We start from the raw sequence: 14,272 nt of genomic DNA on the forward strand, positions 1-14,272 counted from the left end.
CCTTCCGATGCATTATGCGCCGTGCGGGTTATCGCGGTACTGCTGCGGCGTGCGCCCCTCGTACCGCTTAAAGATTTGGGTAAAGTAGCTTTGGGTCGGGTAGTTCAGAAATCCCGCAATGTCGGACAGGCTGTAGTCGGTGTTGGTCAAAAGATAGCGCGCTTCGCGCAGCTTTTCGCGGTGGATGTACTCCGGTATGCCGCAGCCGACCTCCGCCTTGAACTTCAGCGACAGGCTGCGGCTGCACAGCCCACACTCGTGCGCCAGCTCCTCTAAACGCAGATCCTCGTGCAGATGGGTGGAAATATATTGCAGGCATTTTTTGACGACGGCGCTCTGTGCGCTGCCTTTTTTGGTTTCCGCCACACGGTTGCAGAAATCCACCGCCATCGTAAAGGACAGCTTTTGTACGGGTTCGATTTCCGTCTGCGCATCGGCGCGCTGGCAGTACACATCGCTTAGGTTGAACGCCGTTTCGCTGTCCAGCCCGCCGCGAATCGCCGCGCGGGACAGCAGCGTGGCAAAGGATATAAAAGAATATTTCTGTTGCTGCAAAGGGCTGGAGCTCATTCTGCCGATTTTTCCCTGCGAGGGCTGCAGCAGGCGGCGCTGCAGCATTTCGGTATCGCCGTTTTCCACGGCACTGCATACACCCGACTCAAAATCCACCGGGATATGAAACGCCGCTTCCTCCCGCTGGCTGAAAAGCGCGCGGTCGGGTCGTTCGGTGCGCAGCACGGTGTTGTCCACAAACAAAATATTTTCCGGCGTGATGCCGACCCCGTGTGTCAGCTTTACCAGCAGGCACATCAGTGACTTGAGCTGATACAGGTTCACCAAGGGCGTTTGCGCCATAATATCGCAAAATTGCTGGATTTTCTGCGGTGCAATGACCTGCGCTGTCATAGCTAAAATATCGGCGCGCGGGTGCTGAAACGGGCTGACCAGCCCCACAATGCAATACCGATCATCGGGCAGCGCCGCCACGCCGACAAAGTAGCCGGGTTCCACATAGGTGATCAGCGGGTGCAGTGCATCGCGCTTTTGCAGCCGAAAGTCCGCCAGCACCCAGGACACGGCGGTGTCCGGCACAAGATCGCCGTAGCCGGTCGGCAGTATAAAAAGCGGCTTGCCGTCTGCATCAACAATGGTCAACGGCACCGGGCAGAGTGCGTGCAGTTGTTCGCAGCATTGAAAAATATCCAGAAAACAATCCCCCTTTCTCTCTAACTGTATCACAATTTTGCCATTACAGTCAATATATCGACACAAAGTAATGGCCGGCTGCCGATGTAAAAAACGGCAACCTCCGCCGAAGTTATCATATTTTGGAAACGAAAGTCAGAAATATGATATAACCACCGTCTTTTATGCAGTACAATAAGGCTATAATTAAAAGCAGTGCCGCCCGTAATTCCGCCCACCGACTACGAATGAACGTCCACGGTATGGGACAACCGCGGCGATTCCGGCAAGCCGTTGTTTGCACGGGCGCCGGCTGCGATGCATCAGGCAGATAAGGAGTGAACATAATGAACAAAAAAGTACAGGACATTTTGTCCAAAATGACGTTGGAGGATAAAATCAGCCTTTGCAACGGTGCGGATTTCTGGCACAGCAAGGCGATGGCGCAGTACAGCATCCCCGCCGTCACGATGAGCGATGGCCCCCACGGCGTGCGCTGCCAGAAAAACGGCGCCGATATGCTGGGCGTCAACGAGTCCGAGCCTGCCACCTGCTTCCCCACCGCCGTGACCAGCGGCGCAACGTGGGACGCCGCGCTGCTCAAAGCCGAGGGGCAGGCCATCGGCGAGGAAGGACTTTCCTGCAGTGTGGACGTGGTGTTGGGACCCGGCGTCAACATCAAGCGCAACCCGCTGTGCGGGCGCAACTTTGAATATTTCTCCGAGGACCCCTACATTGCGGGCGCGATGGGCGCGGCATGGGTGCAGGGCGCACAAAGCACCGGCGCCGGCACCAGCCTCAAGCATTTTGCCGCCAACAATCAGGAGTACAAGCGGTTCAACGGCAACAGCCAAGTGGACGAGCGCACCCTGCGCGAGCTGTACCTGCCCGCGTTTGAAACCGTAATCAAGACCGCTCAGCCCGAAACCGTTATGTGCAGCTACCCGCGCATCAACAACGTCCACGCCAGCGACAACCACTGGCTGCTGACCGATGTCCTGCGCAAGGATTGGGGCTTTGCCGGTCTTGTCGTGACCGACTGGGGCGCGATGTGTGACCGCGTCAAGGCTATGCACGCCGGATGCGACCTGAGTATGCCGGGCGGCAGCACCTATATGGAGGACTGGGTCGCCGCCGCTGTCAGGGACGGCACCCTGCCCGAAAGCGACGTAGACGCCTGCGCCGCAAGGGTTATTGCCCTTGCCCTCAAGGGCGAAAGCCGCCCCAAGGGACACGCCTTTGACAAGGACGCCCACAACGCATTGGCGCAGAAAATCGCCGAAAACGGCGCTGTGCTGCTGAAAAACGAGGGCGGCATCCTGCCGCTGGACGCAGGCGATATCGCCCTCATCGGCGAGATGGCGCGCACCATGCGCTACCAGGGCGCAGGCTCCAGCCACATCAACCCCACCCAATTGACCACCCTGTGCGACGCTTTGCCCGGTGTGCCGTTTGCCGCCGGCTGCGATGTCAAGGGTGCCGTGACCGAAGAATCCCTGCGTGAAGCCGCCGAAACCGCCCGCAAGGCAAAAATCGCCGTGGTCTGCGCGGGTCTGCCGGACATCTACGAATCCGAGGGCTTTGACCGCGAAACCATGTCCATGCCCGAGGGTCATGTCCGCCTGATCGAAACCGTCGCCGCCGCCAACCCCAACACCGTGGTGGTGCTGCTCTGCGGCTGTGCCGTGGAAATGCCGTGGCTCGATAAGGTCAAGGCGGTTCTGTACATGGGTCTGCCCGGTCAGGCGGGCGGCGCGGCAGCCGCCAACCTGCTTACGGGCAAGGCAAATCCCAGCGGCAAGCTGACCGAAACCTGGCCGCTTTGCTACGATGACGTACCCAGCCGCGACACCTTTGGCAAAAAGACTACCCACTACAAAGAGGGCTTGTATGCGGGCTACCACTACTACGACACCGCGGGCAAGGCAGTGCGGTTCCCCTTCGGCTACGGGTTAAGCTACACGCAGTTTGCCTATTCGGATTTGAAAATCGAGGGGCGAACCGTTTCCGCCACGGTGACCAACACCGGCAGCACCGCCGGTGCCGAGGTCGTACAGCTGTACGTTGCACCGCCTAAAAATGGTCCGTATCGCCCCGCCAAGGAATTAAAGGGCTTTGCTAAGGTCAGCCTGCAGCCCGGCGAGAGCCAAACGGTACACTTTGAACTGAACGACCGCAGCTTTGCCGTCTGGTGTGACGGCTGGCAGGTTCCCGCCGGCAGCTATGAAATTTGCATAGGCGCGTCCGTGGCGGACATTCGTCTGCACGCCGCGCTGAACGTGGACGGCGTAAGCCTTGCCGCACCCGATTGGCAGAAAGGCAGCTGGTACGAAACACTGCAGGGTCTGCCCACCGATGCCGAGTTTGCAGCGCTCTGCGGCAGCGCCCTGCAAAGCGACCCCGAACCCAAAAAGGGCGCGTTCACGATGGAGCATTCCACCATGGAACTCAAGGATATTTCCGGCGCTATGATGCTGATGTTCAAGGGTACCGAGTCCACCATTGCCAAGAGCTTCGGCGGCAAAAAGGATTACAGCGACCCCACGTTTAAAATGATGGTTATGTCCGGCGCGGACGCCCCGCTGCGCGCGGCGGTGCTGTCCAGCTGCGGTATGTTCCCTGCCAATCTGGCGGAGGGGATGCTTGCCTTGGCCAACGGTCACCCCCTGCAGGGCATAAAAAAGATGGTGAAAAAGTAAGGGATCAGCCCCGGATAAACGAAAAAACGCAAGCGCACACACGACCATATTCACGGAAATTCCCGTTGAATTTATGTTGTGTGTGCGCTTTTGTTTGCGGCGATTTTCGCGCAACTATTGCGCAAAAACATCAGTAAAGTCTTAACAAACACTTAGCAGGGTGTACAAAAGCCGCCAAAATTGCTTGTCATAGTATACAATTTTATAAATCAAAATTAAACAAGCTGCCGAAAATCATTCGCTTTAATGGTATCTATTGAAATCTTCATTCCAAAGTATTATACTATTTTTTATAAAAAGGTACACACAAAAACATACTGTGTCTTACTTTTCCCGACGTAAGCGCAAATGTTTGCGCAGCGGATTTTGTTCTGAAAAAAGGCTGTAAATACAGCTCTTTTCAGGATGTTTGGATTTCCTATAAAAGGAGGCAAAGCAGATGACGAAAGCATTTTCTATCCTGCACCGTGCGGCGGCACTGCTTGTCGCCCTGTGCCTGCTGGTCGGTATGGCTCTGCCGGTTTATGCAGCTGAGGACGGGGCTTTATTTTTTGACGCAGGTTCGGAAACGATTCCGACTATTCCTGCCGCAAACACGGCAAGCGAGGGTGTAGAACCTGCGCAAGAGACTATTGTATCGGACTTGGAAACGGTTCCGGGTGAAGAAGGCACCCCTCCCACTGCGAACGTGTCGGAAACAGAAACGGGAAACACCGTAAACAATACAGAAGCGGTTCCGAACAATGACGGCAAAACCCAGGAACCGGAAGAAAATCCGACCCCCGCCGCCGATAAGGACACCGCCCCTGCCGAAACCTCGTCCGCCCCTGCCGAAACCTCGTCCGCCCCTGCCGACAACCCCACCACAGCCGACAAGGACGCCACGGCCGACAACGCCACCGCGGCCGACAAGGACACCGCCGCCGACGCGGAGAAAACCGCGGCGGCCAAAACCAACACAGAGCAGGATAACCTTTTCGATGACGGGGATGACCCCGACGAAGAAGATACTATGCTTGCGGGTGATTTGCCTGACAGCGATGACGCGAACACGCCTGATACGATAGCGAACACGAGCGAATCGACGGGCTTTATCCCCTCAACGGCAACCATTTATTTTGAGGATGACGGCAGATACGATTCCACATATAACGGAAATTGCACCATACGTTTCCTCGCGCAGAATATATGCTCTGGCAGCAATAATGCCCACGTGAACAAGGACATGACGCTTACCGAAACGGAAACCAACGGTCACAAGGTTTTCAGCGTCACGCTGAATTCCGCGGACTATCCGGCGGGCGGATTTTATCGGCTTGCCTTCCAGTATTATGAAGGCGGTACTTGGAAAGAAGAAATCTACGCTTTTGGCGGTATGAATGCTGAAACCACTAAGGATCGCTGGACACCGATTGACCAGCTTGCCGGCAAAAAGTTTGTCAGAACAGGCAAAGAACCAAAAAACAACGGTAGCAATCATTACAATCCTTATTCGTCCTACAACCCCACCCAATGGACGCGCGTGGAGTACTATTACAAGGACACGCCGCTTTACTTCAAAAATGAAAGCGGTGCCGACCTTACCAACGTAACCGCAGTATTTTATAAACAAGATGAAACCAGCGGCACGGCAGAAACCAAGCGCCTGCCAATCGGCACGGTGAAAGCGGGCGAGTTTTACGCGCAGAAAATCCTGATCCCGGACAATGATTCGCAGTTTGTAAAGTTCACTTGGGACAACGGCGGCGCAAGCGACCTGTATAATTTCAGCACAGAGGACTACGGCAGCACAACAAAGTTCGACTTAACAAAAGCCAATTGCTTTGTCTACGATGGTCCCACATCCTCTTGGCAAAGTGCGAGCAGTGATTTGCTTGCCGGGGGCAAAACCATTTACTTTGATGCCACGCTGTCCTCTTACAGTTACGAGGGCGAGTATTTACAGCAACAGCCCATGCCGGGCAGCGACGACGACGACAAAATGTACTGCTTCCTGACGGGTTCAGACAGCAGCACTGTCGAAACCGTAACGATGAACAAAGTCCCCGACCCCGATGCCCCCGACCGCCAGCTGTGGTCTTGCCAGATTCCCATTGACGAAAAAACTTACACCGAAGTGCAATTCTCCGCAGTGAATGACACAAACGCCATCGCAAAAGACAACAAGACCAAGCCGTACAGCACGGCGGATATTTCCCCGACGCTGACGAACCCCTGCTTTTTTGCCGACGATGGCGACCCTACGGCTTACTCGCAAGACACCCCCGTTTTCCGTGACGGCTACTGGGGCGAGAAAGACTCCCGCCACGATGCCGAAAGCGGCAAAGGCTCGACCGTTGTGGACATTGATAACAGCGGCAAGTTCACCCAACAGAAGGGTACAAAGTATATCACCAGCACCCTGTACGATTACTACACCGACTACGAGCTGAACGGCTTGAACCGCGACAGCGCCCCGGGTGCTACAAACGATACCCAACGCTGGTATGTCACTTTTGAGCAGTTTGACCGCGCCCTCAGCAAGGCTTACGAGAACAACGACAATGTCAAATACCCGCTTTACACCGGGCATTTTCAACCGTCAGCCCTCGGAGGGAATGCGCTTTTCGCGACTGTTGCCGGTGGTATGAAGCTGTATGGTTGGGACCGTGTGGATAGCGACAAATACAAAATCTTTATGGCGGTAAACAACTCCGCCTATAACGATAAGGGTGAACGGCTAACTGATGGCAGCGCCTTCGTCTATGACCGCACCTTCCAAGGTCTTGTAGAAAGCAAGACTTCTGACGGTTCGGCAAACGGTCTGCCGCTGTTAAGAGCCGCAAGTCCCAAAGATACAACAAAAACCGCGCTGGTTGACCCGCACTTTAACGAAGATTTCTTGCTAGGCAACAACAGCTTTAACACCGTGCTGGGCAAGGTGTATAAGGATGTTTCCTTCCCGTTCACAAAGGACGCTGTTTTTTACAATGAAGCCGTGCAAAACGACGCTGAAAACGCCAAGGAGAAAGAAGCCAAATATTGGTACTATGACAGTAACAAAGCCTCGCTGTATCTGAAGCAGGATCAGGACAACGGCAAGTATTATCTGGAATCCTCCAAAGGTACTGACGGCAAACCCACCACGAAAAACATGGATTCGGGATCAGGTTCTAAATCCACCTACGGCTTCTTCCCGTTTAACGAAACGGTTCCCAGCAATGCCAATGCCGCCCAATACAACTACGGCTTTGGCGCCAAGCTGCAATTTGACTTTACGCTTACAAGTGACGGCAATGTTGTTGTAGGAAAAGACAAAGACGGCAAGAACATCAAAGTTCCCATCAAGTTTTTCTTCTCCGGTGACGATGACGTGTGGGTCTACATTGACGGCGATTTGGTTCTGGATGTCGGCGGTGCGCACGGCGCAGCGTCCGGTCTGCTGGAATTTGGCGCGAACAGCACCGTAACCCCCTACGTCAGCTCCAACAAGAACACCGAGAACGACAACTCCATGGCTTACACGAAACCCGCCGACAAAACCGTCTACTTCAACGGTACCCGTGTCACGTTCAAAAAGACGATAGACAAAGCCATCCAACTGGATGCAAAACGCACCACCCACACCCTGACCATGTTCTATATGGAGCGCGGTATGTGGGAGTCCAACATGGCGGTGGCGTTCAACTTCCCCGACAATAACGAATTGCAGGTTGAAAAGCATGTCGATCTCAGCAACGTAGACCCCGCGTTCTGGGATTTATTCAAAGGTCAAAATCTCTTTACCTTTACCCTGCAAAACTTGGCTACGCATTACAGCTCGAAAAAAATCACCAACGACACCCCCGCCCCCAAGAAAGTCGACAGCAATTTCACCGTCAGCAGCAGCGCCACTAACCGCACAACCATGGAAAAAAATGTATCTCCGTCCGACGGCGACAGCGAAGAAGATAAAGCTAAAACCGTAAAATGGTACGCCCAAGGGTATGATAAAGGCAGTCAATACCGCGACCTGCGCCACGGTACTATGTTGCTGGATCCCACGCTCAACATCGAAAACCGCGACTATCTGTCCTTTGACGTTTACGCCGTGGGTAATAAGGGTGACGGCGTTCTGTCCACCAACTACCTGTATCTGACCTTGGTGGACGGCAGCGGCAAGAAGATGGGCTGCGATGCCAAAGGCAAACAGTCCTATCTGAACACCATGCTCAGCGGCAGCGTTGTGATGGAAAACGACAAGTGGGTCACGGTCAAGCTGCAGCTGGACAAAATGCTAAAAGACGATGACTTTGACCTGACCAACATCAAGGAAATCCGCATTGGCGATGACTACGAGCGCACGGTTTACTTCCGCAATTTTGTTTTTACCGCCAAGCCCGTGGTAAATACCACGGTGGGCTTCTCGGTAGAGCAAGCGGAAATCCCGGACTATGGCTCGGTGGATAGCAAAACCTTGATGCCCGCCGGCGGCGCGATCTTTACGTCCAGCGTGGCGATCAACGGCACACAGGCGGTGGACACCGATGGCACGTTTGATTTGCAAAACGACGAAACCGTGACCTTTACGGACCAGTTCCGCCGTGGCAGTTATATCTCGCTGCAAGAGGCGGAAAACCCCGCCTTGTACGACACCCGCTGGGAGGTGTACGAGAACGGGACGTTGGTCGACACAGCGGGGACAAGTTCGTCTGTAGGCGCCGCATCCCCCCTCCCGCTGAAAGACAACGGCACAAAGCCGAAGGATAACCGAACCGAAGCAAAGGACAACCCGTCAACAGGCAGCAACTACGATGGCAACAAGCCCGCAGGCGCGAATACGCTGGTGTTCCGCAGTTACGCCGCGCCGGAAGAAGAATTCCCCAAATTGAAGGTCAGGTTTATTAACACCGTCAAGGTCGGCAAGCTGGTAATTGAAAAGAAAGAGGCGGACGGCGAAAAGGCGCTGACAGGCAAAAAATACAAATTTACCGTCACCTTCAGCAACGTTGGCGGTATCGGCTTGGGCGGCGCGACGGGCGTAACAATGACAAAAGATGACCTTGCCGTTGGCGATAGCTGGACAATTACCGGCATCCCCATTGGCACACGCTTCCGGGTAGTTGAAGAAACGCCCGCCGTTGGCAGCCTGAAAAGCGTAACCTGCAACGCCGCTGACGCAAAGTACGATGTGGACAACGGCGTGCGCGGCACGGTTACCAGCGAAACGCAACCAGTCACCGCCACCTTTACCAACACGGCGCACCAATTGATGGATATTGAGGTGGAAAAGCAGTGGCAGGATACAAAAGGCACCCCGCTGACCGACAACCTGCCGGATGCCATCTGGGTCAAGCTGCAGCGCCGCCACGTTGGCATAGACGAAACGTGGCAAGGCGTACCGTCTATGGACGCGGTCGAGCTGGAATGCAACTATATGACCGGGAAGTGGACGCACAAGTTTGAACGTCTGGACAAGACGGATGTCAGCAGCACCGGCAACCCCGACTATGAGTACCGCGTGGTGGAGTGCGCAAGCCAAACCGGCGATTATAAGGCAAACGGTACGGTTACGATTGGCAGATACACCTACACCCCATCGCAGACAACCCTTACCGATGGCAAGATTACCCTGACCAACCAGCGCACCGACCCGAAATTTGCCCTGAACCTTACCAAAATGGGCATAGACGGTGCAACCGAAACCCCGCTGGGCGGTGTAGAGTTCAAGCTGGAAAAGCTGAAAGATGACGGCACGGCTGATACAACCGAAACGCGCACGACGGGCAGCGACGGCACGGGAACAGGCAAATGCAGCTTTACGTCCCTGTCCCCCGGCAGCTACCGCCTGACCGAGACAAAAACCGCCGAGGGCTACACCCTGCTGGCCAAGCCCATCGAATTTACGCTGACAGCGGACGGGTATTGCAAACGCGGCGACGAGAACTTTGGCGCGAGAACCACCGATGCCGACGGCGTGTACAACATTGCCCTGACCATTTACAACCGCAAGGGCTTTACCCTGCCGCACACGGGCGCGGACGCACCCAGCCTGTGGCTGCTGATAGGTTTGCCCGCACTGGTGGCTGTGCTGCTGGTGTTGGTGTTCCGATACAATAAGAAAGGGGGCAAGCGTTCCTGAGCCCCCTAAAACAAGCCCTCTACACAAAACAACATAGAGAGAAAGAGGTATGCAACAAGATGAAACTGAAACGTTTATTTACCGCAGCCCTCAGCGCCGCCCTGGCCCTGAGCCTCTGCGCCATGCCCGCAATGGCAGTTGACGGCGCGGCGACGACGGGGACGACGACACCGTCAAGTAAAACACTAACTGCCATTGACTGGAACCAGACAGGCTCGCTGACGATTCATAAATATGAAACGAATTCCGCTCCAACTGCAACTGACCCGACGGATAACGGTGAAACCTCTACAGTACCCAGTGGCACCACGCCCTTGAACGGCGTTACCTTTACGCTTTATAAGGTGGAAGGTGTTGATTGGCTGAAATCGTACTATCAGGGTATCGGCACTCCTACGGCAATGCCTACGGTGAGCGATTATATCGATGATGATGGTACTCTGAAATCAGGTGTACCATCGACCCCCGCAGCCACGGTAACAACAGGCGATTCAACTAAAGGCTGGGCTGACGGCACTGCCGTTGCAAGCGGGCTTGAATTGGGCTTATATCTGGTTGTTGAAACCAAAAAGCCGGACGCGGTCAAGCAAGCTGCCGATCCGTTCTTGGTTTCGATTCCTATGACTTCTGTTGATACCAAGAGCTGGCTGTATGATGTTACGGTGAACCCCAAAAACGTCACGAAGTACGGCGCTGCCACACTGAAAAAGGTCGGCTATACGGGCAGCAGGGCGGATTCTACTACAATGAATGGCTATACCTTTAAGCTGTACAAGTGGAATGGCACTGCATGGGTTCAGATTACCAAAAAGCCCAAAAACGGTCAGGACAATATGGGCGACCCCCTTGTAACGGGACGCACTGACGGCATTCTGACGACTGACGGCAGCGGCACGATTTCGGTTGCCGATTTGACGCAGGGCGTATATGCCTTTGCGGAAACCGAGGTGCCCCGTACGCAGGGGTACATTCTGGATGCCGGAACTGCCTATGTGTTCAAACTTGACGCTGAGGGCGCTATGCTGAAAGCGACCGCCTTGGATGTTACAGAAACCAACTTTGGCGCGGAAACCAAGACACTGAATTATGATTGTGTAAAATCTGCGGCACCAGGCAGCACCATCAACAACTTGGAAGTCATCAACTACAAGCCCGACCTCAACAAGACGGTAAAAGACCGTAAAGGCAATACTTCTGATAAGCATACTGCCGACTATGCCATTGGCGATAAGGTTCCCTTTGTTTTGACGATTACGGTTCCCGAAAACATTGATAAGTTAAAGACCTTTGCCGTCACGGATAAGACGGACAAAAAACAGTTGCTTCACACGCAGGATGCGGTTGTTACGGGTACTAAAAAAGGTGAAACGGACGCAACCCCGCTGACAGCAGCCGACTATACTATCAACTACAATCCTGATAAAGACGGCTTTACGATTGATTTTAAAGACGCTAGTTTAACCTCCTCCACATTAAATACTTACGCTGGCGGAACCATTACCATTACCTACACGGCAACCCTGCAAGAAGGTGCTGCTGTCGTTGACGGCATCACCGACACGGTCAATAAAAACAGCGCCGAATTGAATTACTCCAACAAAACCACAGTCACCGGAGATACGGAACCCGAAAAGCCGTACACCATCCACGAGGAAGCCGCGGTTTACACCTTTAAGGCTGGCATCCATAAAACGGACGGTACCGACCCTCTTAAAGACGTAAAGTTTGACCTGTACAAAAAGTTCGATGCCAATACGGATGAAGCGGACGGCGCCACCGGCGTCAAATATAAAGGTCGAACCGTTCCATTCCTTGCTGATGCTGAAGCAACCCGCCTTGGCTTAAATGCCGCAACCGGCTCCAGTGTTAATTGGTATCTGGTCGAGAAAGACCTGACAACGGGTACTGACGGCAAAGTCGTTGCCAACGGTCTGCCCAAAGGCGAGTACAAATTTGTAGAAACCAAAACAAAAGAGGGCTACAACCTGCTGAGCAAGCCTGTGGATGCAGACCTGAACATCGAATACACAACAGTTCGAGGCACCGACACAACCTATGATGCAACCGGCAAGAAAACGCACAGCGTCACCTCTACCACCTACACACATAATGGAGAGCCTTATCGCTATACTGACATCGAAGTCATCAACCGAAAGGGCTTTACGCTGCCTGTCACCGGCGGCTTCGGTACGCTGCTGTTCAGCGGTATCGGCTTGCTGCTGGTTCTGGTGGGCGTCAGTGTGCTGTTCAGCCTGAAAAAGAAAACCAACCGTGCGTAATGCGCACCATACCAACTTTCACAGCAAAATAAACGGGTAATCCATAGGGGAAGGGTCGGAAACGGTTCTTCCCCTATGCCCCGTTGTGGCTGTACCGCCCATCCTGTACAGAAAGGCTCTTTCCTATGGAAACCACCGTCAAATTAAAACTTGGCTTTGCGGCATTGATGATCGTTTCGGGCATCGGCGTGGCCATGTACCCCGTTGTCAGCAACGCGGTGGCACAGCGCCACGCAAGTTCTGTCATTGAAAGCTACACCGACACCGTGCAGTCGATGGACGCAGAGAAAATCGACGCCGCCAAGCAGGCTGCCCGCCGCTACAACCAACAGCTGAACAACGCCCTTGACCGCGACGCGGCGGGCGAAGCGGACGACATCGGCACAAGCTATGTGGACATGCTGGACGTGGGCGAGAGCCTGGGCTACATTACCATACCCAAAATTGACGTCAACCTGCCCATTTATGAGGGCACAAGCGACGACGTGCTGGTAAAGGGCGTTGGGCATCTGGAAGGCTCCAGCTATCCGCTGGGCGGCGCGGGTACGCACAGCGTGCTGACGGGACATCGCGGGCTGGCAGAGGCCGTGCTTTTTACCGACCTGGACAAGCTGGGCGAGGGCGACCGTTTTTACCTGCACATTATGGACGAGGTGCTGGCGTATCAGGTGGATCAGGTCAAGGTCGTGGAGCCGGAACACACCGAGGATCTGGAAATCATCCCCGGCGCAGACTACTGTACGCTGGTCACCTGCACGCCCTATGCCATTAACACCCACCGTATGCTTGTGCGCGGCGCCCGTGTGCCGTATACCGGAGAGGACGAGCAGCCCACCGCCCCGCAGACCGTGCAGTACCAGCAGCTGAATACCGGCAACGTGGTAAAGCGCATAGTGGACGCCTGGCCGTGGATCAGCGTGACGGGCAGCCTTGTGATCGGCGGCGAGGCGCTGCTGCTGTTGCTGCTGTTGCACCGCTGCAAAAAACGCGAGGAGGACGACTGATGAAACGCCTGTTTCTGCAGATTTTTGCGTGGCTTGCCATCCTGCTGGGCGTCGGGCTTATGCTGCAGCCCACGGTCAGCCAATATCTGGCGGCGCGGCAAAGCACCAAAACCGTACAAAAATTTGTGCAGGCCGCCGCGGCTGCCGCCCCCGCCGAACCCGAAACCCCCGACACTGCCGAACCCGCCCGCGCCTACCCCGCGCTGTACGATGCGCTGCAGGCCTACAATGCCCAGATTTTTGCCGAGGGGCAAAGCGGCCTGAAAGACCCCTTTGCCTACGAGACCCCCGCCTTTGACCTGACGGGCTACGGCCTGCCCGATGATGTAATTGCCGCGCTGTGGATACCGCGTTTGGACTTGGAACTGCCCGTCTACCTTGGGGCAAGCACCGCCAATATGGCGCGCGGCGGCGCACTGCTGGGGCAGACCTCCATGCCGCTGGGCGGCGAAAACACAAACACCGTAATTGCCGCCCACCGCGGCTACTACGGCGCGGAAATGCTGCGCAACGTGCAGCAGATACAAATTGACGACAAAATCACCCTGACAACGCCGTGGGAGACACTGGTTTACCGCGTGTGCGAGCTGAAAATTATACAGCCGGACGACATAAACGCCGTGCTGATACAGCCCGGCCGCGACCTGCTTACCCTGACGACCTGCCACCCCTACACCCAAAATACACAGCGGTATCTGGTCATTGCCGAGCGTGACCCCGATGCAGAGGCCGCCACCCATGCGGCAGACCTGGCCGAGTGTGACGAAACCTGGGACGCCGCGCCGCGCCAAGTAACGGTGGAAGCCGACGGTACGACCGCACTGGAGGAAGTCGCGCCCGAAAGCATCACTCCCCTGCCCCACGAAGGCAGCGGAGAGGACGCGGGCGGCACGTTCTCCAACCGGATGATTTGGCTGGAAAACAACGCCCTGTGGGCAGGATTTTTGCTGATTGCCGCCGTGGTCGGCTGTATGCTGATCGCGCGCAGGCAGAGAAAGGATTGAA

The 14,272-nt window shown here is 55.1% G+C and carries 6 protein-coding genes; 5 read left to right on the top strand and 1 reads right to left on the bottom strand.

Annotation, left to right across the window (positions count from 1 at the left end; genetic code table 11):
* Positions 1 to 12 precede the first annotated feature (12 nt).
* Entirely contained in the window at positions 13 to 1,155 is a 1,143-nt protein-coding gene (locus tag Q0I19_RS09350) for an AraC family transcriptional regulator (RefSeq protein WP_294761048.1), read from the bottom strand.
* A 377-nt stretch (positions 1,156 to 1,532) separates the two neighbouring features.
* Here Q0I19_RS09350 and Q0I19_RS09355 point away from each other — a divergent pair, with 377 nt between their 5' ends.
* The 5 genes from Q0I19_RS09355 to Q0I19_RS09375 all read left to right on the top strand — a co-directional run bounded on the left by Q0I19_RS09355 (position 1,533) and on the right by Q0I19_RS09375 (position 14,271).
* Positions 1,533 to 3,884, top strand: coding sequence for a glycoside hydrolase family 3 C-terminal domain-containing protein (locus Q0I19_RS09355; protein WP_294761045.1), 2,352 nt, complete (start codon positions 1,533 to 1,535; stop codon positions 3,882 to 3,884).
* Positions 3,885 to 4,323: 439 nt separating this feature from the next.
* A complete protein-coding gene (locus Q0I19_RS09360; RefSeq protein WP_294761043.1) occupies positions 4,324 to 9,984 on the top strand; it encodes a SpaA isopeptide-forming pilin-related protein in 5,661 nt (1,886 codons plus the stop codon).
* Positions 9,985 to 10,043: 59 nt separating this feature from the next.
* Positions 10,044 to 12,263, top strand: coding sequence for a SpaH/EbpB family LPXTG-anchored major pilin (locus Q0I19_RS09365; protein WP_294761041.1), 2,220 nt, complete (start codon positions 10,044 to 10,046; stop codon positions 12,261 to 12,263).
* A gap of 125 nt (positions 12,264 to 12,388) precedes the next feature.
* Positions 12,389 to 13,267 carry a class C sortase gene (locus Q0I19_RS09370; protein ID WP_294761038.1) on the top strand — a complete coding sequence of 293 codons (879 nt, stop codon included), beginning with the start codon at positions 12,389 to 12,391 and terminating at the stop codon, positions 13,265 to 13,267.
* A complete protein-coding gene (locus Q0I19_RS09375; protein WP_294761035.1) occupies positions 13,267 to 14,271 on the top strand; it encodes a class C sortase in 1,005 nt (334 codons plus the stop codon). The genes Q0I19_RS09370 and Q0I19_RS09375 overlap by 1 nt, the downstream gene beginning before the upstream one ends.
* Position 14,272: the final 1 nt, after the last annotated feature.

This window comes from uncultured Gemmiger sp., assembly GCF_934561205.1.
GTDB lineage: Bacteria > Bacillota > Clostridia > Oscillospirales > Ruminococcaceae > Gemmiger.